26 protein-coding genes are annotated in these 24,033 nt (G+C 61.9%); 10 read left to right on the top strand and 16 right to left on the bottom strand.

Going from position 1 to position 24,033, the window contains the following annotated elements; translation table 11 throughout:
• Positions 1-15: 15 nt before the first annotated feature.
• The gene (locus tag EJ075_RS13280) at positions 16-1,416 is read right to left on the bottom strand and encodes a PRC-barrel domain-containing protein (RefSeq protein WP_126104631.1); all 1,401 of its coding nucleotides are present in this window, start codon (positions 1,414-1,416) and stop codon (positions 16-18) included.
• A 290-nt stretch (positions 1,417-1,706) separates the two neighbouring features.
• Between EJ075_RS13280 and EJ075_RS13275 the strand changes: the two genes are divergently transcribed.
• Positions 1,707-2,627: a diacylglycerol kinase family protein gene (locus EJ075_RS13275; RefSeq protein ID WP_126104630.1), complete on the top strand. Its 921-nt coding sequence runs from the start codon at positions 1,707-1,709 to the stop codon at positions 2,625-2,627.
• Between the two features lie 29 nt (positions 2,628-2,656).
• On the opposite strand, the gene EJ075_RS13270 is transcribed toward EJ075_RS13275, so the two are convergent.
• Positions 2,657-2,857: a hypothetical protein gene (locus tag EJ075_RS13270; protein ID WP_095487148.1), complete on the bottom strand. Its 201-nt coding sequence runs from the start codon at positions 2,855-2,857 to the stop codon at positions 2,657-2,659.
• A 178-nt stretch (positions 2,858-3,035) separates the two neighbouring features.
• Between EJ075_RS13270 and EJ075_RS13265 the strand changes: the two genes are divergently transcribed.
• A complete protein-coding gene (locus EJ075_RS13265) occupies positions 3,036-4,553 on the top strand; it encodes an HWE histidine kinase domain-containing protein (RefSeq protein WP_245458149.1) in 1,518 nt (505 codons plus the stop codon).
• Positions 4,554-4,654: 101 nt separating this feature from the next.
• Here EJ075_RS13265 and EJ075_RS13260 read toward each other — a convergent pair whose 3' ends face one another.
• Both EJ075_RS13260 and EJ075_RS13255 read right to left on the bottom strand, forming a co-directional pair.
• Entirely contained in the window at positions 4,655-5,119 is a 465-nt protein-coding gene (locus EJ075_RS13260; RefSeq protein ID WP_126104628.1) for a hypothetical protein, read from the bottom strand.
• A gap of 11 nt (positions 5,120-5,130) precedes the next feature.
• On the bottom strand, positions 5,131-5,457 hold the full coding sequence (locus EJ075_RS13255) for a DUF883 family protein (protein ID WP_095487154.1): 327 nt from the start codon (positions 5,455-5,457) through the stop codon (positions 5,131-5,133).
• A 349-nt stretch (positions 5,458-5,806) separates the two neighbouring features.
• Here EJ075_RS13255 and EJ075_RS13250 point away from each other — a divergent pair, with 349 nt between their 5' ends.
• A complete protein-coding gene (locus EJ075_RS13250; protein WP_126104627.1) occupies positions 5,807-6,187 on the top strand; it encodes a response regulator in 381 nt (126 codons plus the stop codon).
• A 38-nt stretch (positions 6,188-6,225) separates the two neighbouring features.
• Here EJ075_RS13250 and EJ075_RS13245 read toward each other — a convergent pair whose 3' ends face one another.
• Both EJ075_RS13245 and EJ075_RS13240 read right to left on the bottom strand, forming a co-directional pair.
• Positions 6,226-6,777 carry an RNA polymerase sigma factor gene (locus EJ075_RS13245; protein WP_029348707.1) on the bottom strand — a complete coding sequence of 184 codons (552 nt, stop codon included), beginning with the start codon at positions 6,775-6,777 and terminating at the stop codon, positions 6,226-6,228.
• 3 nt (positions 6,778-6,780) lie between these two features.
• Complete coding sequence (locus tag EJ075_RS13240) at positions 6,781-6,975, bottom strand: NepR family anti-sigma factor (protein WP_095487158.1); 195 nt, start codon at positions 6,973-6,975, stop codon at positions 6,781-6,783.
• A gap of 237 nt (positions 6,976-7,212) precedes the next feature.
• Here EJ075_RS13240 and EJ075_RS13235 point away from each other — a divergent pair, with 237 nt between their 5' ends.
• The 6 genes from EJ075_RS13235 to EJ075_RS13215 all read left to right on the top strand — a co-directional run bounded on the left by EJ075_RS13235 (position 7,213) and on the right by EJ075_RS13215 (position 10,690).
• Positions 7,213-8,007: a response regulator gene (locus tag EJ075_RS13235; protein WP_095487160.1), complete on the top strand. Its 795-nt coding sequence runs from the start codon at positions 7,213-7,215 to the stop codon at positions 8,005-8,007.
• Positions 8,008-8,223: 216 nt separating this feature from the next.
• Positions 8,224-8,391: a DUF1328 domain-containing protein gene (locus EJ075_RS13230; protein ID WP_023797107.1), complete on the top strand. Its 168-nt coding sequence runs from the start codon at positions 8,224-8,226 to the stop codon at positions 8,389-8,391.
• A 155-nt stretch (positions 8,392-8,546) separates the two neighbouring features.
• On the top strand, positions 8,547-9,581 hold the full coding sequence (locus EJ075_RS13225) for a sensor histidine kinase (protein ID WP_095487162.1): 1,035 nt from the start codon (positions 8,547-8,549) through the stop codon (positions 9,579-9,581).
• Positions 9,582-9,723: 142 nt separating this feature from the next.
• On the top strand, positions 9,724-9,906 hold the full coding sequence (locus tag EJ075_RS33115) for a hypothetical protein (RefSeq protein WP_095487164.1): 183 nt from the start codon (positions 9,724-9,726) through the stop codon (positions 9,904-9,906).
• 135 nt (positions 9,907-10,041) lie between these two features.
• A complete protein-coding gene (locus EJ075_RS13220) occupies positions 10,042-10,368 on the top strand; it encodes a hypothetical protein (protein WP_126104626.1) in 327 nt (108 codons plus the stop codon).
• A gap of 79 nt (positions 10,369-10,447) precedes the next feature.
• The gene (locus tag EJ075_RS13215) at positions 10,448-10,690 is read left to right on the top strand and encodes a YMGG-like glycine zipper-containing protein (protein WP_095487166.1); all 243 of its coding nucleotides are present in this window, start codon (positions 10,448-10,450) and stop codon (positions 10,688-10,690) included.
• Positions 10,691-10,784: 94 nt separating this feature from the next.
• On the opposite strand, the gene EJ075_RS13210 is transcribed toward EJ075_RS13215, so the two are convergent.
• The 4 genes from EJ075_RS13210 to xylF all read right to left on the bottom strand — a co-directional run bounded on the left by EJ075_RS13210 (position 10,785) and on the right by xylF (position 15,867).
• Positions 10,785-12,407: a CHASE domain-containing protein gene (locus tag EJ075_RS13210; protein ID WP_126104625.1), complete on the bottom strand. Its 1,623-nt coding sequence runs from the start codon at positions 12,405-12,407 to the stop codon at positions 10,785-10,787.
• A gap of 129 nt (positions 12,408-12,536) precedes the next feature.
• Positions 12,537-13,337, bottom strand: a complete 801-nt coding sequence (locus tag EJ075_RS13205; protein ID WP_095487170.1) for an ATP-binding cassette domain-containing protein — start codon at positions 13,335-13,337, stop codon at positions 12,537-12,539.
• 12 nt (positions 13,338-13,349) lie between these two features.
• Complete coding sequence (locus EJ075_RS13200) at positions 13,350-14,681, bottom strand: sugar ABC transporter permease (RefSeq protein ID WP_126104624.1); 1,332 nt, start codon at positions 14,679-14,681, stop codon at positions 13,350-13,352.
• Positions 14,682-14,826: 145 nt separating this feature from the next.
• On the bottom strand, positions 14,827-15,867 hold the full coding sequence (gene xylF, locus EJ075_RS13195; RefSeq protein ID WP_095487174.1) for a D-xylose ABC transporter substrate-binding protein: 1,041 nt from the start codon (positions 15,865-15,867) through the stop codon (positions 14,827-14,829).
• Positions 15,868-16,135: 268 nt separating this feature from the next.
• Between xylF and EJ075_RS13190 the strand changes: the two genes are divergently transcribed.
• Positions 16,136-17,383 carry an ROK family protein gene (locus EJ075_RS13190; RefSeq protein ID WP_126104623.1) on the top strand — a complete coding sequence of 416 codons (1,248 nt, stop codon included), beginning with the start codon at positions 16,136-16,138 and terminating at the stop codon, positions 17,381-17,383.
• Between the two features lie 34 nt (positions 17,384-17,417).
• Here EJ075_RS13190 and phoB read toward each other — a convergent pair whose 3' ends face one another.
• The 6 genes from phoB to EJ075_RS13160 all read right to left on the bottom strand — a co-directional run bounded on the left by phoB (position 17,418) and on the right by EJ075_RS13160 (position 23,816).
• A complete protein-coding gene (phoB, locus tag EJ075_RS13185; protein WP_031254097.1) occupies positions 17,418-18,107 on the bottom strand; it encodes a phosphate regulon transcriptional regulator PhoB in 690 nt (229 codons plus the stop codon).
• 16 nt (positions 18,108-18,123) lie between these two features.
• Positions 18,124-18,831, bottom strand: coding sequence for a phosphate signaling complex protein PhoU (phoU, locus tag EJ075_RS13180; RefSeq protein WP_126104622.1), 708 nt, complete (start codon positions 18,829-18,831; stop codon positions 18,124-18,126).
• A gap of 36 nt (positions 18,832-18,867) precedes the next feature.
• Positions 18,868-19,683 carry a phosphate ABC transporter ATP-binding protein PstB gene (pstB, locus tag EJ075_RS13175; protein ID WP_095487180.1) on the bottom strand — a complete coding sequence of 272 codons (816 nt, stop codon included), beginning with the start codon at positions 19,681-19,683 and terminating at the stop codon, positions 18,868-18,870.
• 12 nt (positions 19,684-19,695) lie between these two features.
• Positions 19,696-21,309 carry a phosphate ABC transporter permease PstA gene (gene pstA / locus EJ075_RS13170; RefSeq protein ID WP_126104621.1) on the bottom strand — a complete coding sequence of 538 codons (1,614 nt, stop codon included), beginning with the start codon at positions 21,307-21,309 and terminating at the stop codon, positions 19,696-19,698.
• A complete protein-coding gene (gene pstC, locus EJ075_RS13165; protein ID WP_126104620.1) occupies positions 21,302-22,690 on the bottom strand; it encodes a phosphate ABC transporter permease subunit PstC in 1,389 nt (462 codons plus the stop codon). Before pstC ends, pstA begins: the two co-directional genes overlap by 8 nt.
• A 121-nt stretch (positions 22,691-22,811) precedes the next feature.
• On the bottom strand, positions 22,812-23,816 hold the full coding sequence (locus EJ075_RS13160) for a PstS family phosphate ABC transporter substrate-binding protein (protein WP_126104619.1): 1,005 nt from the start codon (positions 23,814-23,816) through the stop codon (positions 22,812-22,814).
• Positions 23,817-24,033: the final 217 nt, after the last annotated feature.

Genomic DNA, 24,033 nt, shown 5'->3' with positions numbered 1-24,033 from the left:
CGTTGTTGGGGCGAACTACCGCATGATCATGCGCTGCTCGTCGCGCTTCTCGGCATAGGTGCCCTTGTCATAGGCGACCTGCGCCTCGAGCTGTTCCTTGGTGAAGTTCGTGTAGAGATAGCGCTTGCCATCCTTGTCGGTCATGAATTTCAGGTTGTCCATGCCGATCGCCACCTCCTTCTCGCCAACGCCAAGGAAACCGCCGACATCGATGATGACGGCGTCGACCTTCTTGTCGCCCGTCAGCACGACGTCACCAATTTCACCGACATTGACATCATTGGCGCCATAGACGGTGGTTCCAACCAGATCCTCGGACCGGATTTTGTCGACCGGCATTTCGGTCAGCGCCGACTTGTCGATCGCAGCGGTCTGCGTCTGGTCGGGGGCGGAGGCGTCAGGCGTTGCTGCAGCCGGAGCCTCGGCTGTCTTGTCCATTGGGGCCGGAGCAGCGGTGTCAGGCGTTGCCGCGGGGGCTTGCGCCGTCTTGTCCGCCGGTGCTGGAGCCGGAGTGACGGTAGGGGTGGTAGCTACCGGCGCCGCCGCGTCAGTGGATGCGGTAGTCACCGGGGCGGGATCATAGGGCCTGCGGTCGAACTCCGGCAACGCCTCCAGCCCCTCCTTCGTGGTCTCGGCCACCAGCCAGCGATCACCGTCCCTCTCCGCCCACTTAGCCTTGTCGAACTGATAGGCCACGTTCTTTTCGCCAACCTCAAGGAAGCCGCCGACGCCAATGATTAGCGACTCGGCCATGCCATCCTTGGCCAGGACGATGTCGTTCACGTCGCCGATGTTTTGAGCATCGTCGCCAGTGCCGTTGTAGACGGTTTCACCGATGATGTTGGTGGCAAGGTTCCCATCGGCGCGCTTCACGGGTTCGGCAGGAGCCGGTTCAGCCGGAGCCGCCGGAGCGTTCTGTGCGGTGGTATCGGTCGCGCCAGAAGGGGCTGAAGGAGCCGTGGCCGTGGTGTCGCTGGCCGCAGGAGCCGGATCATAGGGCTTGCGATCGAAGTCCGGCTGAGCCGTCAATTCATCCTTTGTGGTTTGGGCAATCAGCCAGCGGTCGCCATTGCGTTCGGCCCACTGCAGCTTGCTGTAGTCGAAAGTGACATTCTTGGCGCCGACGCCAAGAAAGCCGCCGACGCCGATGACGACGGATTTCGCCTGACCGTTTTCATCGAAGATGACATCACTGACATTGCCGATGTTCTCGGCATCGTCGGCTGTGCCATTATAGACAGATTCACCGATGATATTGGTTACCAAGCTGCCTTCGGCGCGCGGAATGGGAGCAGCCGGAGCGGTATCCTGGACTGCTGGATCCTGCGTCGGCGCCGGGGTTGTGGCCGTCTGCGCGTATGCGCCGGTCGCAATCAACGCTGCGAGTGCGGTGGTGGTTAAAAGGGTGCGGATCATTGTAATCTCCTCGTGCGTTATTTCGTTCACGCCACGGGCCGCCGGTGGGAGATTGGTCGCGGCGTTACATATTCACAACGTCGTGACCGCGCCGTTGTTCCGAAACCATGGCGAGCGTCGTGAAAAAACCCTCCGAACCGCGCCAATCAGGCAGTCGGCCGGTGAGATTCGCGCCTGTATTTTCGTTAGAGCTGCGGAACTTTTTTTCAGCCGCCCCGTTTCAGCCTATGGCTGGGTCTGTCCTGGTCGATGATTACCCAATGGCTGACAAGAAAAAACGGAGCGGGGGGATGCGATTTGCGGCGGTGCTGAACCAGGAGGGCGGCACCTTGCGCACGATTGATCTTTCCGCGTTCACCGACCGGATGCGCCAGACATTGGAGGCAGCAGGTCACTCCATCGATATCGACATCGTTGCCGGCAATGACATCGTTAGAGCGCTGGACCGCATCGCTTCGAAGCACAGCATCGACATTGTTCTGGCCGGTGGCGGCGACGGCACCATTTCGGCCGCGGCGGCTCGGTTGATGGGCAAGAAGAAGGCACTTGCCATTTTGCCGGCTGGCACGATGAACCTGTTCGCGCGCGGGCTCGGCATCCCACAGACCCTTGACGCGGCAGTGAAATCCTTTGCCGACGGCGAGGTGATCGCAGTCGATATGGCAACCGCCAATGGCCAGCCATTCGTGCACCAGTTCTCGATCGGCATGCATGCCAGGATGGTTCAACTTCGCCAGACCATGGAGTTTGGCTCGCGGTTGGGAAAGATGCGGGCCTCGGCGAAGGCTGCCTGGGCGGCGATCAACAATCCGTCGGCAATGAAGGTGACGCTGACTATCGGCGAAGCCGAGATCGTGACGCGCACCACCGGCATCGGCATCACCAACAATCTGTTCGGTGAGGGTCATCTACCCTATGCCGACAATCCCGCCGGCGGCGTGCTCGGCATCTATGTCACGGTGGCGCGGCGGCGTGGCGAACTGATCAGGTTCCTCTTCGACATGGCGCGCGGCAAATGGCGCGACAGCGAGCACGTCGAAATCCACCAGGCCGACCGGGCCGTTTTGAAAGTCCACTCGGCAACCAAGAAATTCCGAGCCGTCATGGATGGCGAACTGGTCAGGCTTGACCGCGAAACGACGATCGAAATCCGTCCTGGCGCGCTGAACGTTCTCGTCCCGGCGCGCGCTGTCCAAGCGAAGGCCGCGTGATGCAGGCCGGCACAGTCGATCGGAAGGCTTCAGCCTTTGGGAATCTCGCCCTGTTCGTTCCTGGGAAGCTCGCCCTGTTCGGTTGTCGACGTCTTGTCTATCATGTTGCCGTAAATCTCCGCGATGCCCCAGGCGATAAACGCCAAAAGCAGCGCGGCGATCAAGATACGGAAAGTGTGCCACCCCCAGCGTCCCTGGCGGGCTTTGTCTTCAGGAACGATCTTGGGCATGATCGGCCTCCATGTTGTTTGGCGCAAGCATGTCGTTTGGCGCCGGCGGGCGCGGCTGGCAAAACGTGGTTGGGTAACGGTTCCTCAAGGCGAAGGTTCCGGTTTCAGAGCCAGGCAACTGGCCTAGCGCGAATGGCTGCAAGCCGATGCATTTGGGGGCCTTGTGGATAGCAGGGTAGTGAAAAAGCCGACTCTGCCGGTCGATGTGCTTGGCGCGGTTGGCGCCGCGGACCGGCTTGCCGTGCTCCACGGTCTCGATGCAATCGACACGACGGCCGATCCTGACTTCGACCGTATCAGCGCTCTTGCCGCCGCGGTGATGCAAGCGCCTATCGCGCTCGTCACGCTGCTCGGTGTCGAGCGGCAATGGTTCAAGTCCTGTGTCGGCCTGGATGAGACCGAGGCCGCGACCGATACATCTTTCTGCGCCCACGCCATTGCCGCCGGCGACGAGCCGATGGTGGTGACCGATGCGAGCACGGATTCGCGTTTCAACGCCAGCCCGCTGGTCACCGGCGAGCACCATGTCCGTTTCTATGCGGGTGCGGTGATTGTGGTAGCCGGCGCCCGGATCGGCACGCTCTGCGTGCTCGACCGCAAGCCGCGCGCGTCGCCGTCTACAGCCAAGCTCGAACAATTGACGGCGCTCGCCAGTCTCGCCGCCAGCCTGTTCGCATTGAAGGACGCCACCCGCAACGGCGCCAGCGCCGCTGCGGCGCTGGCGCGTGAGGAAAAGCGGCGCGCCATAGCGCTCGACGCCGCCTCGCTCGCTAGCTGGGCATGGGATATCCCCACCGATATGATCGAATGCGATGTCCGGCTGTCCGAGCTGTTCGACCTGCCGCGCTCGAATCGGCTAAGGGCGCGCGATATCCTTGCTGCCATCGACCCGCGCGATGTCTACCAGACCGAGACGCACTTTCGCGACGCGCTGGCCAGCGGTGACGACTATTTTGGCGAATACCGCGTCAAGGGCTTCAGTCCGCCGCGCTGGCTCGCTACGCGCGGCCGTGTCATCGAGCGCGACGGCGACGGCAAGCCGACGTTGATCTTCGGCGTCAATTACGACGTCACCGAACGCAAGCTCGGCGACGAGCGGCAACGGCTCTTGCTGCGCGAGCTGAACCATCGCGTCAAGAACACGCTGGCGACCGTGCAGGCACTGGCGACGCAAACCGTTCGCCATGCCCGCCAGCCGAGCGAGTTCCTCGAAGCCTTTAGCGCCAGGCTTCAGGCGCTAGGCGCCGCCCACAGCCTGCTGTCCGACCGCGAGTGGCGCGGCATCGGCATTCGCGAACTCGTGCAGATCGAGGTCAAGCCATTCGACACCGCCCAACAGCCGCGCATGACGATCTCAGGCGCCGATCTCCTGCTTTCGCCCGACCAGGCGGTCGGGCTCGGCCTGATCCTGCATGAACTGGCCAACAACGCGCTGCAATACGGATCGCTGTCGGCGGCTGCGGGCAAGGTCGATCTCGACTGGAAGGCACAGGGCCGGAAAGGCGCACGGCGTCTTGTGCTGACCTGGCGCGAAAGCGGCGGGCCTGAAGTTGCCTCGCCCGAACGCCACGGCTTCGGCTCGATCCTGATCCGCCGCAGCCTGGCTAAGGTCATCTCCAGCGAAGTGACCCACGAATTCCGACCGGAAGGCGTGTTTGCCGAAATATCGATGCCGCTGGAGGATCTGTCGAAGTGATGGCTCGACCCTGATCCCGAACCGAAGGTCCTCGTCAGCGAAAAGTGGGGTCCGGTTTTCGGATAAGATCATGGTCGAACAAGAAGAAGAATCGCTTCGAGCTATTTCGCTTCGCCGGCATCCGGATCGTCGGCATCGGGCTTTATATTCTCGCGGTAGATGGCGTAGGCGGCGAGTGCGATCGCCGGACCGAGAATGGTGCCCAGGCCACCTTTCCCCTTGAGCAGCGTCGGCAGTATGGCGAGCGCAGCCGTGATGCCGATCGCCTTCATGTCGGCATTGCGCCTCCGCGCCCTGCGTCGGGCGCGCGCGCCGGCCGACAGCTGATAAATAAGCAGGAGGACCCCTGCGATCACCAGGAAGCCGATTCCGAAACCAAAGCAGGCTGCCATCGGCCCGTAGCGGCCCGCCACCCAAATATAGGCCGCTCCGACGAGGAAACCGAGGCCGCATAGTGCTGCAAGTGCCGCGAGCGCATAGACGATTGCAGCCGTGCGTGCGCGACGCACGGCTGCAACGGTTTCACCCGAGGCGAGGCCCGAGATCAGCGATGCCAGCATTCCCATCTGGGCTGAGGCTAGCGGCGCGCGAGAAGCGCGAACAGAAAGCCGACGCCGGCGGCGATCGCCAGCGACGTCACCGGCTTTTCGCGCACGCTCGCCGCCACTTGCGCTTCGAGGTCCTTGGCGTTGCTGCGCAGGGTGTCGAAGGCCGCTTCGCCCTGGGCGCGCAGTTGCTCGACGCCTTCGGTCGCGGCGCGGCGGGCCGTCCCGTAACCATGTTCGCCGGTCTTGGCCAATTGCTTGGTGAGTTTTTCGATATCGGCTTTCAATTGCCTGATGTCGGCCTCGAGATCCGAATTCGCCCGGCTTGCGTTCGCGGTCTTTCCTGCGGCAGTCGCCATTGCTTAACTCCTTGCGCTTGCTTGGTTTCAAACGCTCGATACACGCCAAGGTTCCGAAATCGGAACAAGGTCCATGAAAGGGTGTTTCCGCGTATGAGTCCAGCCCGATCCGAACATCTCAGGACCGGCGTCAGATCAGCAGCCGGCGTTCCTCGCTCAACCCTCCCAGCGCGAGTTAAACCTGCGGATCGTCTGTTGAAGGATCGAGATTCCGTCGTCTGCGACGGACGTGTTTTTTTACATAACAGAATGCCAAATAACTTTAGATGACAGGACACCAAATAGCGATCATGACTCCTCTGTTCCCTGCGCTTCCCCTTTTCCCTGCGCGCCACGGAGACATTGCCACGTGCCACCCCTGCTTGACGGATTGCGGATTCTTGTTTTGGAGGATGAATTCCTGATCGCCATGGATGTCGAGCAGCTTTGCCGCGACTATGGCGCCGGCGACGTGACCATCGCCCGCGATCTGGGTGAGATCGATCGCAAGAACGTTGCCTTGCGATTCGACGCAGCCATCGTCGATCTCATGCTGGGCGGCGCTTCGACGCTCGATTTCGCTTCGCGGCTGCGCGAATCGGGCGTGCCTTTCGTCTTCGCCTCGGGCTATTCCGACATGGACGAAATCAAGGTGTCCTTTCCCGATATCAGATTGGTCACAAAGCCCTATTCGGGAGACGATCTCGTGCAAGCAGTGGCGGCGGCGTGCGGGCGCGGACCTCCTGTTTGAGGGTCCGGAAACGGGGGCGCGGATTGCCGGGTCAGTGTTCAGGCGGCGTTCGACCCCGTCACCTGAGCCGAGATTGCGTCCGGGCCAAACTCGTCATCGCCGGAAATCTTCAGGATTTCCTGCAACCGCGTGCGGGCGCGGCTGACGCGGCTCTTGATCGTTCCGACCGCACAGCCGCAGATCTCGGCGGCTTCCTCGTAGGAAAAGCCCGAAGCGCCGATGAGGATGATGGCTTCGCGCTGGTCCTCGGGCAATTGCTCGAGCGCGCTACGAAAGTCCTTGAGGTCGAGTTGGCCGTGCTGGGCCGGATGGACGGCTAGCCTGGCCGTCATGATGCCATCGCTGTCCTGCACCTCGCGGCCGCGCTTGCGCATCTGCGAATAGAATTCATTGCGCAGGATGGTGAACAGCCATGCCTTGAGATTGGTGCCCGGCTCGAAGCTTTCATGCTTGTCCCAGGCCTTCACCAGCGTTTCCTGCACCAGATCGTCGGCCTTGTCGGCGTTTTGCGTCAACGATACGGCGAAGGCCCGCAGGCTCGGAATCGAGCCGAGCAGATCGGTCTTGAAGCTCTGGGAGACAGCCGCCATGCCTCAGTCCTTTTTCTGTGCAGGTTGGGCCCGTTCCAACTGGCTGAGCAATTGGGCGAAGCGATCCGGCACATTGTCGGAGACCAGCTCGTCGTAATATTGTTTGAGTTTGCGGCCGATTTCCGAATTTGGCCCGAGCGGGTCGCCGGAAGCAGCCCGGCGCCTGTTTGCAGCGCCAGCCGTGGTATTTTTCGTCATGTCTTCATTTCGCCCTTTGTTCCCAGCACCCGGCCGCCCCTAAACACAAGACGCAAAGCAAGCGGCCCCCTCGTCGGGTTGCCCCATCCCGACCTCAAACGCCGACCCATTATATTAGTTCCACAACCATCGGAACTTTTTCGGAAATCCGGCGTTTGTGTTTTCAGGGCTATTTTCGGGACTTGTAATCAGCTTAGCCTGCAATCTATGCATTTACGTCAGAGGGAGACGTCCGTCATGAGCCTATCCGCAACCATCGCTCCACACCTGCCGTTCCTGCGCCGCTTCTCGCGGGCGGTTTCCGGATCGCAGGAGAGTGGCGACGCGCTGGTCGCCGCGATGCTCGAAGCCATCATCGCCGACGTCGACATCTTTCCGAACGCGTCGAACGACCGGATCGCGCTCTACAAAGTCTTCGCCAGGCTGTTCACCTCGGTCGCCATCCGCGTTCCGCAAGAGCACCCGCAGTCGGCGTGGGAACAGCGCGCCGCCGCCAATCTGAACGCGATCTCACCGCGCCCCCGCCAGGCCTTCCTGCTGGTCGCCGTCGAAGGTTTCAGCGAAGACGAGGCGGCGGAGATTCTCGACGTCGACGATGAGGAGTTCTCCGAACTTCTCACCGAGGCCAGCAACGAGATTTCCCGCCAGGTGGCAACCGATGTGCTGATCATCGAGGACGAGCCGCTGATCGCCATGGACATCGAGCAAATGGTCGAAAGCCTGGGTCACCGCGTCGTCGGGACTGCGCGTACCCACGCCGAGGCGGTGGCTATGTTCGCAAAGACGCGGCCAAAAATGGTGCTGGCCGACATCCAGCTTGCCGACGGCAGCTCGGGCATCGAAGCGGTGAACGAAATCCTGTCGTCCACGCCGGTGCCGGTGATCTTCATCACCGCCTTTCCCGAACGTCTCCTGACCGGCGAGCGGCCGGAGCCGGCCTTCCTCGTCACCAAGCCGTTCAATCCGGAGATGGTCAAGGCCCTGATCAGCCAGGCGCTGTTCTTCGACCGGCATGCGAAAGCCGCTGCATAGGACCGGATAGGCCCAGCCTAGCGCCGCTCTGTTTTCCACAGATCAAACGACGCTGGCCCTTTGCGGCTGGCAAACGTCCTTTGCGCCTAGAACTTTCCCTGCTCGTGACGATTCAATTCGGGCCGGAAAGATTTCCAGGGATCGTCTTTTTCGGGAAATGGTGGAACAAACGGCAGCGAAAGGCGTTTTTGCCACACCATTCGAAGGAGATGGATCATGCTTTACTGGGCGCTCGTATTTCTCGTCGTCGCGATCATTGCAGGCGCTCTTGGTTTCGGCGGCATCGCCGGCACCTCTGCCGGTATAGCGCAGATATTGTTTTTCATCTTTCTCGCTTTCCTGATCATTTCGCTTATCGCGGGCTTGTTCAAACGGGCGTCGTGAACGCTAGGTGCGATCAGACACTGGGAGCCGCACCCCTCAAGCGGTTTCCAGCTACCGCCGGGCGGTGTCCTTCAACGGGACGTCGCTCGGCGGACCTGTTTTGGGAACCCATTTTTCCGTCATCCGTTCAGCCTGGACTGGGCGGGTGAAGTGCGATGCAATCCAGAGCCGGAGACATGAAAGACAGCGGACGAAGTGATGAGATCATCGCTTTGCATTCCGCTGAGAGTGGAATGCAGCTTGGCCGGGCCCTTCTCCATGCGCTGCACAATGCCGGCATCTCGGTTCTCTATCAGGATCGCGAGATGAAAACCGTCTGGGCCCGCAACATGCGCCCGCCATGGGCCTCCGATACGGCCGACAGCAACGGCAACCTGCCACTGGCGCAGGCGGAGCGTATCGGTGCGGCCAAACGCAACGTCATCGCATCCGGCAATCCCGAACATCTTGAGCTCAGCATTCCCGCCGACGATGGCGTTCGCTGGTTCCAAATATGGGTGGATGCCGATCACGACGACGGCGGCGCCGTGCAGGGCGTCGTCACCACCATGGTCGAAACGACCGAGCAGAAACGTCGCGAGCAGACCCTGAAGACGCTGCTGCGCGAGGTCAGCCACCGCTCGAAGAACCTTTTGGCCATCATCCAGAGCATCGCCACCCAGACCAGCCGTTATTCAGACACGCTCGGTGATTTCCTGACACGCTTTCGCGGCCGGCTGCAGTCGCTTGCCTCATCCCAGGATCTGGTGACCTCGTCCAACTGGCGGGGAGCGGCACTGCGCGAACTGGTGTCCGGTCAGGTTGGCCGCTATGGAGCCGACCCCTCGCGCAGCCTGCGTTTCCAGGGTGCAAATCCATACCTCAACCCCAATGCCGCCCTGCATATCGGCTTGGCCATGCACGAGCTAGCCGTCAATTCGGTCAGCTACGGCGCGCTGTCGCGAGCCGACGGATTCGTCGAGGTGACGGCCGATCTGACGGCTGCTTCCGCTGGTGAGACCGCCCTGTCGCTGACATGGGCCGAAGCCATCGGAGCCAATGACAATCAGCCCAGCGAGAAGCGTTTTGGCAGTGTCGCGCTCGAGCGCGTCGTCCCTGCGTCGCTGAACGGCACGGCGACACTTGAAATCACCAGGGACCGCCTCGAGTATCGCCTTATTGTTCCTCGCGGCAATTTCGAGACCGATTGAACGGACAACAGCCGAGCCAAAGTGGACTGATCACGGCCGCCCCGGCTTTAACCACCTATTCACCATAAAGTCCGATGCTGTTTTTCCCAGCACCGCTACGCATGACGTTTTCGATCGCAGTTTGCTGCGCAGCACGGGAGGAGTGGCTTTGACGGTTGCCGACATCAACAGGCTGGAACAGGCCGCACGCGTTTCGATGGGCGGGTTTCAGGATATCGAAGCATCCGCGATGCCATCGCCCCGTGCTTCCCTCCCGACCCTCGGCGTCGCCGCAATTGCGCTGGCCGCGGCGGTCGTCCTGGCCGCCGCGTTCCAGTTGATCTAGAGCATCGGAACCAAAGTGGCCGGCGGGTTGTGCTTGCCTCATGTTGACCTGTTTCTCGAATCAATCGCGCGCCAGCCTGCATCGCAGGAACTTTGGCGAATGTGGCCCGTTTCTTATGGCGAGAGGACCGTCGCCATGGAACACATCGCTGCCGTGCTGCTGGTCATTGGTTGTTCGAACACAATGACCGAATGCCGCGAACTGCCCGCATCGATGAGCGTGTTCGAAACCGCTCAGGAATGCACCGCCGAGCGTCCGTTCGCCCTGGGCGATGTGCAAGGCCAGGCCCCGCGCGTAATTGCCAAATGCCTGCCCGTCGATCCGGCACTGGAGGATGATTACGACCAGATCGTCTGGAATGTGCGTCCAGACGGCACGCTCGACGCTTCCGTTGAGATTTCCAACGTCGAGGTTGTTTCGAACGGCGCGCGCCCCGTAAAAGATTCTCTTAGCCAACAATAAAATCGAGCAGGCAAAACCCTTTTTCGCATGATAAGTGACGGGTGGAGCTACAAGTGAGGCCAAAGCGAGGAGTGACTCTATGCGGAAGATGATTATTGCCATGGTTGCCGTGGTCGCAGTCAGCGGTTGCAGCACCACCGAGCGGGATGTCGGCGTCGGCGCCGGTGTCGGCGCTTTGGCCGGCGGCCTGATTGACGGAGGCAAGGGTGCGCTTGTCGGCGCAGCCATCGGTGCCGGTTCCGGCTTGCTGGTGCGCAACCTGCGCAATGGCTATTGCCAGTACCGCGACAACCGTGGCCGTCTCTATACGGCTCGCTGCTGATCCGTTCAAACGCATGAGGCAATAGAAGCAGAGACCGGCTCGTCCGGTCTCTGCTTGCTTGCGCCTTCGAAAACGGTCGGTTTGCGGCAGCGTTTCAGCCCGACAGTGGAATCCTGATTTCCACGCTCAATCCGCCATCGTGAAAATCGCGATTGATCGTACCGCGCAATTCGCGTGTCACGTTCAAATCGATCAGCTTGGTGCCAAAACCGGTTTTGACAGGTGCTTCGAGCTTCTTCTGGCCAACTTCGCGCCAGTTGAGAACCAGCGTCCTATCGCGCCTGCGACCTTCGACCGACCAGTCGACCTTGAGCGAGCCGACTGAGTTGCCGGTTTCGCCATATTTCAGTGCATTCGTCGCCAGTTCGTGAAAGGTCAGGCCGAGCGCTTGCGTTGTCGTCTCGTCGAGCAGCACCTCTGGCCCCGACAATATCCCCTCGGGAAGCTCCTTGCCGAACACCTGGCCAAGCTCGATGCGCAAGAGATCGCCGAGATCGGCCTTCTGCCAGCGCGAGCGCGTCAGCATGTCCTGGGAGGCCGCCATCGCTTGCAACCGGGCCGAAAAGGAGGAGGAGAACTCGTGGACGTCGGTGGCGTGCGACGCCGTCTGGCGCGCGATCGCCAGCACCCGCGTGATCGAGTTCTTGATGCGGTGCTTCATTTCCTGCAGCATCAGGTCTTTTTCGAGCAGGCTCTTTTCCGTCGTCTCGTGAAGCAGCGAGACCGCGTCATAGGCCCGCTCCTGATAGCGTGCCACCAGCGCGATGGTGCCTGCGAGCAACAGCCCGAACAGGCCGAGCATCACCGGAATGGCGCGCGAGGAGGGTTGCGAGAAGGCGCTTGTCGGCCTGAACAGGATCGTCCACGGTCGTCCGGCGATGGTGATCTTGCGGGAAGCCAGCAGCCTGTCGCCGAAGGTCGACACCGGCGGCGTTTCCGACTGGAACAAAAGATGGTCGGCATCCACCTTGCCGTCATAGATTTCGATGTTCACCGGCAGCAGCGGCGTCCGGCTGAGCGCGGTTTGGAACAGATCGCGGGCGCGGAAGGCCGCATAAAGAAAGCCTGATGTCGAGGATCTGGACGCATCGATGCCGTCCGGCGCGGTTTCGACGTTGAGCCGCACGAAAACCAGGAAGCCGGTGAAGGTTTGCGCAGCACCTGTCTCCTGGCCTAGCTGCACGCGCCCGGTCGCGTGCTGCTGGTCGTCGGCCATCGCCTTTTCGATCGCCTCGCGCCGCACCGGGTCGGTGAACATGTCGTAGCCGATGCTGGATTGATTGGAAGCGTCGAGCGGCTCGAACAGCATGATGGGCGTACGCCACGGCAATGTCGTATCCGGATAGACGGCATGGCTGGTGCCATAGTCGTGCAGGATGGCACGCTCGACCGCTGCCTCGTCGCCGGCTCTCGCCAGTCTGAGAAAGCCTATGCCGCGCAGGCCGGCGAAATTGTCGTTAATGCCAAGCGCATCGAAAAACGCCTTGAACTCGCCCCGCGAAATGCCGCCATTGCGAGCGTCGAACAGCGCCTGGGTCGATCGCAGCAGCGACAGATGCAGGTCAATGCGGCTATCGATCCGGTTGAGCGCGTCGTCCGCCGTCGCCTCGAACTTGATGCGCGCCGCTTCCTGCGTCGCGAAATAGGCGAATCCCGCCATCGTCAGGCTGATCAGCGCGACGGCGATGAAAGCGACGGTCGGAAAGAACTTCTTCAATTGCTGCTGCGGCCCATGAACGGTTCCCGACCTTTATGGGCAAGTCCCCGCGCCAACACAATGGCGCGGCCAAACCATCATGACGGCTGGCATATCATGTCGGAGATATTTAGCCGGCTATTTAAAGCCTCAGGCTGCGATCTTCAGCGCACCTGGCCCCGGAATGGCACCGGGCGGACACTTCCCCAGGATGATCATGCCGAGCACCTCGTCCTGGGTCACGTCGCTGGTGCGCGCCGTTCCAACGACCTGACCATTCTTCATCACGCAGACGCGGTCGGCAAGCTCGAACACGTCGTGGATGTCGTGGCTGATCAGGAAGATGCCGATGCCGTCGGCCTTGAGCTGCATGACCAGTTCGCCGACCTGCGCCGTTTCCTGCGGCCCCAATGCCGCCGTTGGCTCATCCATGATCAGGATACGGGCGTTGAACAGGATGGCGCGCGCGATCGCCACCGACTGCCGCTGGCCGCCCGAAAGCTTGACCACCGGTTCCTTGAAGCGCTGGAAGCGGGGATTGAGCCTGCCCATCACCTTGCGCGCCTCGGCCTCCATGGCGCCATCGTCGAGCGTGCCCCAGCCGGTCATCAGCTCGCGGCCGAGGAAGAGGTTGGCGGCGGCGTCGACATTGTCGGCGAGCGCCAGCGTCTGGTAGATCGTTTCGATGCCGTATTTCTTGGCATCGCGCGGATTGGAGATCGAGGCCTCCTCGCCATTGACGAATATCTGGCCCGAGTCGCGCTTGTAGGCGCCGGACAGGATCTTGATCAGCGTCGACTTCCCGGCACCGTTGTGGCCGAGCAGCGCCACCACCTCGCCCGGGAAAAGGTCGATCGACGCGTCGTCGACCGCGCGAATACCACCAAAGGCAATCGAGATGTTCCGCATATCGATCAACGGCGTGCCTGTGCGAGCAGTTGTGTCAACCATGATCGCCCTTCCCTAAACGCGCTTGCGGTAGACGGTGTCGAGCCAGACGGCGATCACCAGGACGGCGCCGACGACGACGCTCTGAAGCGGTGAATCGATGCCGAGCAACACCATGCCGGACTGCAACGACTGCATCAGAAGTGCGCCCAGCATGGCGCCGAGCACCGTGCCGGAGCCGCCGGCCAGCGACGTGCCGCCGATGACGGCTGCGGCGATGACCAGCAACTCGTCCAGCGTACCCAGCGCATTGGTCGAGGCATTGAGGCGAGCCGACGCAATCGCCGCGCTGATTGCGGCCAATACGCCCATGATCATGAACACCTTCATGGTCACCCAGCGCGTGTTGATGCCGGCGAGTTCCGCCGCTTCCGGGTTGCCGCCAATGGCAAAGACATAGCGGCCGAAACGGGTGCGCCTGGTGATGAAGGTCATGACGATGCCCACTGCGACCGCAATCAGCACCGGTATGGCGATGCCATGGGCGATGAACAGCCCGCCTTCGGGGACGGTGATGCCGTTCCGCTGCGCGTATTGGCGCACGATGCCGATTGGCCAGGGATAGGAATTGGCGATCCACACGGCGCCGAGGATGGCGGCGCAGGCGACAACACCAAGCAAGCTCTCCGCCCAGACGGGACGCAGCGGAAACTTGAACCGCTTGCGCTGCGACCGGCCGTTGAGCAGCATGAAAGCGACGGCCGCACAGGCGAGAACGCCGACGATCCAGCTTGCGGTTGCCCCGATCGAGCCACGCGGCCCGCCACCCATGAGCTGGAAGGTGGCGTCGAGCGGCGCGACGGTGCGCCCGCTCGTCATCAGCCACGCCATGCCACGCCAGATCAGCAAGCCGCCCAGCGTCACGATGAAGGCCGGAACCTCGAGATAAGCGATGATGAAGCCCTGGAGCGCGCCTATCATGAGGCCGAGCACCACACCGGCAGCCAATGCGATAATCCATATCCAGGGATTTCCCACCTGGAGCCCCATGACGCGGATCAGGAATTCGGCCTGCGCCACGCCCATCACCATGCCGATCACGCCTTCGACGGAGCCCACCGAAAGATCGATGTTGCGCATCACGATGACCAGCACCATGCCGGTCGCCATGATCGCCACCGAGGAGGTCTGCACCGACAGGTTCCAGAGATTGCGCGGCGTGAGGAAAAGCCCACCCGACAGGATGTGAATTCCAACCCAGATGACCAGCAGAGCGCCGACCATGCCGAGCATGCGTATATCGAGCTCGGTTGCCTTGAGGAACCGTCCGATGGCGCTGAGCTCGGATTCGCGCGCCCGATCTTCGGCCGTGTGGGCGACCGGTGGGTTGGATGCCGTGTCGGTCATGATGTCCTCCGACCGGGTTGCCGTCTGGCGCGGATGCCGGAACAGAATGCTATTTGCTTTCCACGGTCATTTGAAGCGGAAAGCCTCTCGAAAAACGCCGCGGCATGACAGCCGCGGCGTTCGTTTCCTTGCGAAATGATCCAGATCAGTTGCAGGCCGCAACGCTGCCCGCGGCGACACCCGCGCAGACTTCGTCCTTCTTGATCCAGCCGGCGTCAATGACGACGTTGAGATTGTCCTTGGTGATGGCAATCGGCGTCAGGAACAGCGACTTGACGGCATTGCCGCCCGGCGTGGTGAAGTCCTTGACGCCCGCAATGTCGGTCATCTGCTTGCCATCAGCAAGCTGCGAGGCGATCTCGGCGGCGTTCTTGCCGAGCTCTCGCGCGTCCTTCCACACCGATACGGTCTGTGTGCCGAGCGCAATGCGGTTCAGCGCTGCATGGTCGCCGTCCTGGCCGGACACCGGGACGGATCCGGCCAAGCCTTGCGCCGTCAGCGCCGCGACGACGCCACCGGCAGTGCCGTCATTGGCGGCAACCACCGCATCGACCTTGTTGTCGTTGGCGGTCAGGAACTGTTCCATGTTCTTCTGGGCGTTGGCGGGAAGCCAGCCGTCGGTATACGCCTCGCCGACATTTTTGATCTTGCCGCTGTCGATGGCATCCTTGAGCACTTCCATGGAGCCGGCGAACAGGAAATCGGCATTCGGATCGGCGCCCGAGCCCTTGATGAAGACGTAGTTGCCTTCCGGCGCCACCTTGAACACTTCGCGGGCCTGCATGCGGCCGACTTCCTGGTTGTCGAAGGTCAGATAGAACACGTCCTTGTTCTCGATCAACCGGTCATAGCCGACGACCGGGATGCCTTCGTCCAGCGCCTTTTGCACCGCCGGCCCGATGGCCGACGCATCTTGCGCAAGGATGATGAGCGCGTTGGCGCCCTGCGAGATCAGGCTCTCGACATCGGTCAGCTGCTTGCCGGGATTGGACTGCGCATCGGCGGAAATATACTTGTCGCCGGCGGCCTCGATCGCCGTCTTCATGGCGGCTTCGTCGGTCTTCCAGCGCTCTTCCTGGAAGTTCGACCACGAAACGCCAATGACCTTGTCCTTCGCCTGTGCGACCGACGCGAGCGTCAGCGACATGGCGACCCCCGCCAGGATGGCGGCTGCGAATCTCTTCATGATAGTCCTCCCTGCGCCGCGATACGGCGCGACCAAACTGGCCCGAAGGCCGGCACAAAGGCTCTATTTTTTCGAGCCTCGAAAAAATACTGGTCCAACGCCGAAGCGCTGTCAACATCAATTCTGATGGATTTTGATGTCTCTGCCGACTTTTTTCGAGCCCCGGAATAAACAATGACAGGGCCTTCTGCTTCTGCCAGTATTTGTCGGACGCTGCCGACGGCTTCCGGTTCATGAGCGGCCGCGGCAAGAGGGAGGAAGCAAAAGAATGTCGGTTGGAATCCGTCATGACGATTTGCGTCGGCGCAACCGGGCGATGGTGATTTCGGCCGTACGCCGGGCAGGCCAGCCGTCGCGAACCGAGATCGCCGCGACCACCGGCCTCAGCCATTCGACCATATCGGCGATCTCTTCCGACCTCATCCAGGAAGGCATCCTGACCGAGAGCAAGGCGAGCGAGACCGTTTCGCTGAAACGCGGCCGGCCGCAGGTCGGCCTCAGCCTCAATCCGGAAGCGGCGGCGGTGTTGGCCGTCGTGTTGTCGCTGAATTTCCTTTCGGTCGCCGTCATCGATTATGCTGGACAAGTGGTCGCCGAGGAACAGCGCCGGCTGGACACGCTGACCATGTCGCGCGACGAGCTGATCGACGAATGTGTCGCCATCGTCCGGCGCCGGCTCGAAGATCCCGATCTCAATGTCCAAAGCGTCGCCCGCATCGCGCTGGCGATCCAGGGCATCACCGATTCCCATGCGCGCGCCATGTTGTGGTCGCCGATCACGCCGCAGACGAACATTGCCTTCGCCGACATTCTGGAACGTGAGTTCGGCATCCCGGCCATCATGGAGAACGATTGCAACATGATGGCCGTGGCGCTGCGCTGGCGCGACCCGGATCGCTACCGCGACGATTTCATCGCCATCCTGCTCTCCCACGGCATCGGCATGGGACTGGTGCTGAAGGGCGAACTGTTCACCGGCACCCATTCCTCAGGCGGCGAATTCGGCCACATGATCCACCGGCCGGGCGGCGCGCTTTGCCGCTGCGGGCGGCGCGGCTGCGTCGAGGCCTATGCCGGCAACTACGCCATCTGGCGCAATGCAAGGCAGTTGAGCGAGAACGCCGAGCCGGTCGCCGATGTCAGCGACGCCGAGATGCGGGCACTGGCGGCCCGGGCGCGCCAGACGGACGGACCGGAGCGCGAAGCCTACCGCAAGGCCGGCGAAGCGCTCGGCTTCGGGCTCGGCAGCCTGTTCGCGTTGATCGATCCGGCGCCGGTCGCCATGGTCGGCGCCAGCGCTGCCGCCTTCGACCTGATCGAGCCGGCCCTGCGCGAGGCCATCGCTCAGACCGCCGGCGGTCAGTATTCGGGTTCGATTTCCTTCGACACCGAGCCGAACGAGCTGCCGCTGATCCGCGAAGGCTGCGCCATGCGGGCGCTGAGCTTCGTCGACCAGGAGATTTTCGCGCCGGGCGCGCAAGGGAAGTCCGGCACGGCCAGGAAGCACGTGGCCTGAATGGAAGAACGCAGCTTGAATTCAGGCAGTCTGTTCAGTCTTCCCTGATCGCATAGCCCGCGCCGCGGATGGTGCGGATGACATCGGGCATGCGGCCATTGTTGACCGCCTTGCGCAGCCGGCCGACATGGACGTCCACCGTGCGCTCGTCGATGTAGATCGTCTCGCCCCAGACATTGTCGAGCAACTGGCTGCGCGAGAACACCCGACCCGGGTGCCGCATCATGAATTCGAGCAGCCGGAATTCGGTCGGCCCGAGCCGGATCTCGCTCTTCTTGCGATAGACCCTGTGCGATTCGCGATCGAGCATGATGTCACCGACCTTCAGCACGCTGGACAGCACTTCGGGCTTGGCACGGCGCAGCAGCGCCTTGACCCTGGCCATGAATTCCGGTGTCGAGAACGGCTTGACCAGATAGTCGTCGGCCCCGGTCGAGAGGCCGCGCACCCGGTCGCTTTCCTCGCCGCGCGCGGTCAGCATGATGATCGGCAGCCGCTCGGTTTCGGGACGCACGCGAAGGCGACGGCAAAGCTCGATGCCCGAAACCGCCGGCACCATCCAGTCGAGCACCAGAAGATCGGGCACGTTTTCCTGAAGCCGGATTTCGGCCTCGTCGCCGCGCGTCACCACCTCGACCTGATAGCCTTCGGATTCCAGATTGTAGCGAAGGAGGACGCCCAGCGGCTCTTCGTCCTCCACCACCATGATGCGCGGCGCGATCATCGGCCGGTTACCCCTGTCATGTCGCCGACGCCGACATCGTCGTTTCGTCGAGCTTCGGCCGATCCGCCGGCAATTGCTGCCCGGTCACGACATAGTAGGCGTTTTCGGCGATGTTGGTGACATGATCGCCGATACGCTCGAGATTCTTGGCGCAGAACAGAAGATGCGTGCAGGCGGTGATGTTGCGCGGGTCCTCCATCATGTAGGTCAGGAGTTCGCGAAAAACCGCCGTGTATTTCACGTCGATCTTCTCGTCGGCGGCGCGCAGCTCTTTCAACGCGCCGGCGTTGCGCGACACATAGTGCTCGACCACGCCGCGGAGCTGCTCGAGAACGAGATCCGCCATCGCGTCGATACCGTGCGAGAGATTACGCGGCGTGGCGCTCTGCCCGACGGCGCTGACCCGCTTGGCTATGTTCTTGGCCAGGTCGCCGATGCGCTCGAGATCGCCGGCCATCCGGATTGCGCCAACCACGGCGCGCAGGTCTTGCGCCATCGGCTGCCGCTTGGCGATCAGCGTGATCGCGCTGTCGTCGAGTTCGCGCTGCCGCGCATCCATGATGGCGTCATCCGAGACGACGCGCTGCGCCATCGCATTGTCTGACGCAAGCAACGCGCGGATCGACGCTGCGACCATCGCGGCGGCGAGCTCGTCCATGTCGCGGATCAGCCTGTCGATGTGCTCCAATTCCTCGTCGAAAGATGCGACGGTATGTTCACCCATGATACTGTCCTCGTGCTCGAAAATTCGCCGGACCGCTTAGCCGAACCGGCCGGTGATGTAGTCCTGGGTGCGCTTGTCGTCGGGGTTGGTGAACATCTTGTCGGTCGCGCCCTCCTCGACCAGATAGCCGAGATGGAACATCGCCGTGCGTTGCGACACACGCGCTGCCTGCTGCATCGAATGGGTGACGATGACGATCGTGTAGTTCTGGCGCAGTTCGTCAATCAGTTCCTCGACACGGGCGGTGGCGATCGGATCGAGCGCCGAACAAGGCTCGTCCATCAGGATCACTTCCGGCGACACAGCGATGGCGCGCGCAATGCACAGACGCTGCTGCTGGCCACCGGAAAGGCCAGTGCCCGACTCGAGCAGGCGATCCTTGACCTCGTTGAACAGGCCGGCCTTCTTCAGGCTCGATTCGACGATGCCGTCCAACTCCGCCTTGCTCCTGGCCAGACCGTGAATGCGCGGACCGTAGGCGACGTTTTCGTAGATCGACTTCGGAAACGGGTTCGGCTTCTGGAACACCATGCCGACGCGAGCTCGCAGCTCGACGACATCGATTTTCGGGTCGTAGACATCCTCGTTGTCGAGCGTGATCTTGCCGCTTACCCGCGCGATGTCGATCGTGTCGTTCATTCGATTCAAGCAACGCAGAAAGGTCGACTTGCCGCAGCCCGATGGGCCGATCAACGCCGTCACCTGGTTCTCGCGGACATCGAGATCCACGTCGAACAGAGCTCGCTTCTCGCCGTAATGAACGGAGACCTTTTCGCCCTTCATCTTGATCGAAGGCTCGTTGGTTCCGCTACTCAGTTTCTGCTCGACGCTGGCTTCCGTCATGATGTTCATATCCTCTACTCCTTACCAGCGCCGCTCGAAGCGCCTGCGCAGTATCACCGCGATGGCATTCATGATGACCAAAAATACCAGCAAAATCAAAATCGCCGCCGAAGTCTTCTGCTGGAACCCCGCTTCAGGAAAATCGGCCCACATGAATATCTGCACCGGCAGGATCGTCGCGGGATCGGTGAAGCCACCGGGAATGTCGACGATGAAGGCGACCATGCCGATCATCAGCAACGGCGCGGTTTCACCCAGCGCATGCGCCATTCCGAGGATGGTGCCGGTCATGATACCCGGCATCGCCAGCGGCAGGACGTGATGGAATACGGTCTGGACCTTGGACGCTCCGATGCCAAGCGCCGCCTCGCGGATCGACGGTGGCACGGCGCGCAGCGAAGCGCGTGAGGCGATAATGATGATCGGCAGGGTCATCAGCGCCAGCACCATGCCGCCGACCACCGGGGCCGAGCGCGGCAGGCCGAAGAAATTCAGGAATACGGCAAGTCCAAGCAGGCCGAAGACGATCGAAGGCACCGCCGCCAGATTGTTGATATTCACTTCGATGATCGTCGTCAGCCGGTTCTTGGGCGCAAATTCCTCAAGATAGATCGCCGCCGAAACGCCGATCGGGAAGGCGATGGCGAGCGTTACGATCATGGTCAGGAACGATCCGACGACCGCGCCCCAGATACCGGCCAGTTCCGGCTCGCGGCTTGCGCCGGTGAAGAAGAAGATCGAGTTGAACCGGCTTTCGATCAGGCCGGCGCTCTTCAGCGTATCGAGCCAGACGATCACCTTGTCCGAAATCTTTCGCGATGCTTCCGGCGTGTCGATGACCCGCAGGAATGCCTGGCCGCTCGCGGCTGGCGCCGTGCTGTCCAGCGCCTCGATCACCGTGCCCTTTGCGACCGCCGTTCCGTTGGCCCCAGGCGACAGCGCGGTCAGCTTGACCGTGCCGCCATTGAACGCGACCAGCAGCGACGACGCGCCGCTCGTCAGCGTGAGCATGCCGTTTTCGCCCTCGGTCGCACCATGGCCGCGCGCCAACGCCAGCATGGCATCGTCGCCGAAGGTCAGATCGATGTCGCCGCTGCTTTGCGAAGGCGTGACGCTTGTCGAAATCGCCTCGTCCGAACCGACGTCGGCAAGCAAACCCTTGAGATAAAGGTCGGCAAAATCGTCAAGTGGAACCGCGTAGTCCACAGTTCCTCCGAGCATCCCCGGATCAGCAGCGATATCTTTGCGCAGGAACACGCCTGTGCCCGTGGAAATCAGTCCGCGCAGCAGGCGCTTGTCCTGACGGCTCGTCACATCCGGAAATTTTGCCGTAAGCGCTTCCTGGGCGATGGCGTCGTAGTTGACGGCGTCGAGTTTCGCCGGGTCTACCTTGGCCGCCGAAAGATCGATCGGCAGCGTCAGATAGTTCTGCCGCAGCGCCGGGATCGCCTGCGTGACGATCGTCGACAAGAGCAGCACAAGGAACAAGCCGGCCAACGCGACGGCTGCGGCGCCAAGCCATTTGAACCACGTTTCCGCGCGGTAACGGCCCTTCAGCCGTGCCTTCGCGGCATCGTCGGTATGAATGCTGACCGGCCGTCTGCCGGCGCCGAATGACGCGATCGCATCAGTCATATTGCTCTCGGTATTTCTGGACGACGCGCAAAGCGACGATGTTGAGGGTAAGCGTGATGCAGAACAACACCAGGCCGAGCGCGAAGGCTGCAAGCGTCTTGGCGCTGTCGAATTCCTGATCGCCCACAAGCAGCGTCACGATCTGCACCGTCACTGTTGTGACCGCTTCGAGCGGGTTGGCCGTGAGGTTTGCCGCCAGCCCTGCGGCCATGACCACGATCATTGTTTCACCGATCGCGCGGCTGACTGCGAGCAGCATCGCCGAAACGATGCCCGGAAGGGCCGCCGGAAGGATCACCTTGCGGATGGTTTCAGACTTGGTCGCGCCGAGGCCGGCGGAACCGTCCCTCAGGGATTGCGGAACGGCGTTGATCACATCGTCGGAAAGCGAGGAAACAAAGGGAATGATCATGATGCCCATGACCACGCCTGCGGCGAGCGCGGATTCTGACGCAACGTTGAGACCCAGGCTTTCGCCCAGACCACGGAAGTAGGGCGCAACCGTCAGCGCAGCGAAGAAACCGTAGACGACGGTCGGAATGCCAGCAAGGATTTCCAATACCGGCTTTGCGACCGCGCGGACGCTTTTGGAGGCGTAATCCGAAAGATAGATCGCAGCCATCAGCCCGATAGGCGCAGCTACCAGCATGGCAATGAAGGTGATGAGCAACGTGCCGGCAAACAGCGGCACCATGCCAAAAATGTCCTGGTTGACCGCCCCGGCTTCCGCTCCGGCGCCGGTGAAGGCGCTCTGTGGCGACCAATGCGTGCCGAACAGGAACTTATAGAGCGGCACCTGTTGGAAGAACCGCAAGGATTCAAAGATGAGCGACAAGACGATGCCGATCGTCGTCAGGATCGCGACCGCCGAACAGGTGATCAAGAATGCGCGAAGAACGCGCTCGACCACGTGGCGCGCCCGGTAGGCCTGTGCGATGCGCGAATAGGCCCAGTAAAATCCGGACGCGGACAGTATGAGCGCGATCCCCCAGATGATCCAGGCGCTGGTCGCATGGATCGATTTGTAGACGGCCGCGGCCGCCTCTTTCGTGGGATCGGCGAAGCCGACAAGCCCGCCAAAGGCCATCGCGCGAGCGTCGCGGATGAAAGCTTCGACCTGCGGAATGCCCATTCCCGACAGCTCGGCGGAGAAGCGGTCGGCAATGATCGACGATTCAATTCCCGGCGTCACCATCGACCACAGCACGATCGCAAGCAGCGCGGGACCGGCGGCAAAAAGCGCCAGGAACATGCCATGCTGGCCAGGCAGCGAATGCAGCCGGGCGACGTCGCCATTGACACTGGCAATGGCGCGTGTGCGGCCTATCCAATAGGCCGCAGCAGCCAGAACTAACAGAAGAACAACGAGATAACCGACCATGATTCAGGACGTCCCCTCGACCGCCGGCCATTCACCGGCTCAAAGCACGGGACGTTGGTCCCGCGCTTTGTGCTTTAGAGCATGAGGGTCAGAGCGGATATTTGCCCGGACCCCGAAAAAATCAGGAGCCCATGCCCTTCAGGGCCTTGGCGTTTTCGGCCCACGTGGCGCGCTCGGCGTCCGGCAGCGGGATCAGGCCCTTGTCGGCCAGATAACCCTCAGGACCCCATGCACCCTCCGAGGTGTACTCTGCGATGAACTCTTGCATGCCGGGGATGACGCCGACATGCTCTTTCTTGGCATAGATAAAGAGCGAGCGGGAAACGCCGTACTTGCCGGATGCGATGTTTTCGAAGGTCGGCTCGACGCCGTCGACCTTGTGGCCCTGCAGCTTGTCGGCATTCTGGTCAAGGAACGAGAAACCAAAGATGCCGAACGCATTGGGGTTGGCTTCCAGCTTCTGGACAATCAGATTGTCGTTTTCGCCGGCCTCGACAAAAGCGCCGTCTTCGCGGATTTCGCCGCAGCCCTTTTCATTAGCCGCCTTCACCTCTTCCTGGCAGGCCGCATCCATGACGAGTTCAACGAACGCGTCGCGCGTGCCAGACGTGGGCGGCGGGCCAAGCACTTCGATCTTTGTCGCGGGAAGCGACGCATCGACATCCGACCAGTTCTTGTAGGGGTTGGCGACGACCTTTCCGTCAACTGCGACATTCTTGGCGAGCGCCTTGAAAACCTGTTCCTTGGTCAGATCAACGACAGTCCCTGCCTTCGAGTTGGCGAGCACGATGCCGTCGAAGCCGACCTTGATCTCGACCGGCGTCACGCCGTTTGCCTTGCAGGTTTTAAGCTCGCTGTCCTTGATGGCGCGCGAGGCATTGGTGAAGTCGGCGGTATTTTCGCCGACGCCCTGGCAAAACAGCTTCATGCCGCCGCCGGTGCCGGTCGATTCGACGACCGGGGTCTTGATCTGTCCGCTCTGGCCGAGCTTTTCGGCGACAGCCGTCGTGAAGGGGAACACTGTGGACGAACCGACGATTTGAATCTGGTCGCGCGCGGCGGCATAACCAGCCGACGCGGCGAGCGCAAGCGCCGCGGCCGACGCCGTAAGGAGGAATTTCTTCATGTGGCCTGCTCCTGTTCGGAATATGGTCTCTCGGCGCCATTCCTTCGGCGCCCGCTGAGGCCAATAGCCCCCGATTATAACAGTCGCATGACAGTTTGATGTCAGCCCGGTAACGCCGCACAGCCATGTCGAAAGGGAAGCGCCGCGGGTCTCGCCGGCACAGCCGTGGTTTGCCGCTAGAATCAGCAGCTTGCACGGTTTCCAGCCGGCATTTCCT

This window comes from Mesorhizobium sp. M6A.T.Cr.TU.016.01.1.1, assembly GCF_003952585.1.
In the GTDB taxonomy this organism is placed as follows: Bacteria; Pseudomonadota; Alphaproteobacteria; order Rhizobiales; family Rhizobiaceae; genus Mesorhizobium; species Mesorhizobium mediterraneum.
The sequence above is the reverse complement of the archived record's forward strand: the minus strand, read 5'-3'. Positions and strand labels throughout refer to the sequence as shown.

Coding starts and splice junctions, on each gene's coding strand:
- EJ075_RS13280 (WP_126104631.1), bottom strand. CDS start 1,416: ATGATCCGCACCCTTTTAACCACCACCGCACTCGCAGCGTTGATTGCG.
- EJ075_RS13275 (WP_126104630.1), top strand. CDS start 1,707: ATGCGATTTGCGGCGGTGCTGAACCAGGAGGGCGGCACCTTGCGCACG.
- EJ075_RS13270 (WP_095487148.1), bottom strand. CDS start 2,857: ATGCCCAAGATCGTTCCTGAAGACAAAGCCCGCCAGGGACGCTGGGGG.
- EJ075_RS13260 (WP_126104628.1), bottom strand. CDS start 5,119: ATGGGAATGCTGGCATCGCTGATCTCGGGCCTCGCCTCGGGTGAAACC.
- EJ075_RS13255 (WP_095487154.1), bottom strand. CDS start 5,457: ATGGCGACTGCCGCAGGAAAGACCGCGAACGCAAGCCGGGCGAATTCG.
- EJ075_RS13245 (WP_029348707.1), bottom strand. CDS start 6,777: ATGGCGGCTGTCTCCCAGAGCTTCAAGACCGATCTGCTCGGCTCGATT.
- EJ075_RS13240 (WP_095487158.1), bottom strand. CDS start 6,975: ATGACGAAAAATACCACGGCTGGCGCTGCAAACAGGCGCCGGGCTGCT.
- EJ075_RS13235 (WP_095487160.1), top strand. CDS start 7,213: ATGAGCCTATCCGCAACCATCGCTCCACACCTGCCGTTCCTGCGCCGC.
- EJ075_RS13230 (WP_023797107.1), top strand. CDS start 8,224: ATGCTTTACTGGGCGCTCGTATTTCTCGTCGTCGCGATCATTGCAGGC.
- EJ075_RS13225 (WP_095487162.1), top strand. CDS start 8,547: ATGCAATCCAGAGCCGGAGACATGAAAGACAGCGGACGAAGTGATGAG.
- EJ075_RS13220 (WP_126104626.1), top strand. CDS start 10,042: ATGGAACACATCGCTGCCGTGCTGCTGGTCATTGGTTGTTCGAACACA.
- EJ075_RS13215 (WP_095487166.1), top strand. CDS start 10,448: ATGCGGAAGATGATTATTGCCATGGTTGCCGTGGTCGCAGTCAGCGGT.
- EJ075_RS13205 (WP_095487170.1), bottom strand. CDS start 13,337: ATGGTTGACACAACTGCTCGCACAGGCACGCCGTTGATCGATATGCGG.
- EJ075_RS13200 (WP_126104624.1), bottom strand. CDS start 14,681: ATGACCGACACGGCATCCAACCCACCGGTCGCCCACACGGCCGAAGAT.
- xylF (WP_095487174.1), bottom strand. CDS start 15,867: ATGAAGAGATTCGCAGCCGCCATCCTGGCGGGGGTCGCCATGTCGCTG.
- EJ075_RS13190 (WP_126104623.1), top strand. CDS start 16,136: ATGTCGGTTGGAATCCGTCATGACGATTTGCGTCGGCGCAACCGGGCG.
- phoB (WP_031254097.1), bottom strand. CDS start 18,107: ATGATCGCGCCGCGCATCATGGTGGTGGAGGACGAAGAGCCGCTGGGC.
- phoU (WP_126104622.1), bottom strand. CDS start 18,831: ATGGGTGAACATACCGTCGCATCTTTCGACGAGGAATTGGAGCACATC.
- pstB (WP_095487180.1), bottom strand. CDS start 19,683: ATGAACATCATGACGGAAGCCAGCGTCGAGCAGAAACTGAGTAGCGGA.
- pstA (WP_126104621.1), bottom strand. CDS start 21,309: ATGACTGATGCGATCGCGTCATTCGGCGCCGGCAGACGGCCGGTCAGC.
- pstC (WP_126104620.1), bottom strand. CDS start 22,690: ATGGTCGGTTATCTCGTTGTTCTTCTGTTAGTTCTGGCTGCTGCGGCC.
- EJ075_RS13160 (WP_126104619.1), bottom strand. CDS start 23,816: ATGAAGAAATTCCTCCTTACGGCGTCGGCCGCGGCGCTTGCGCTCGCC.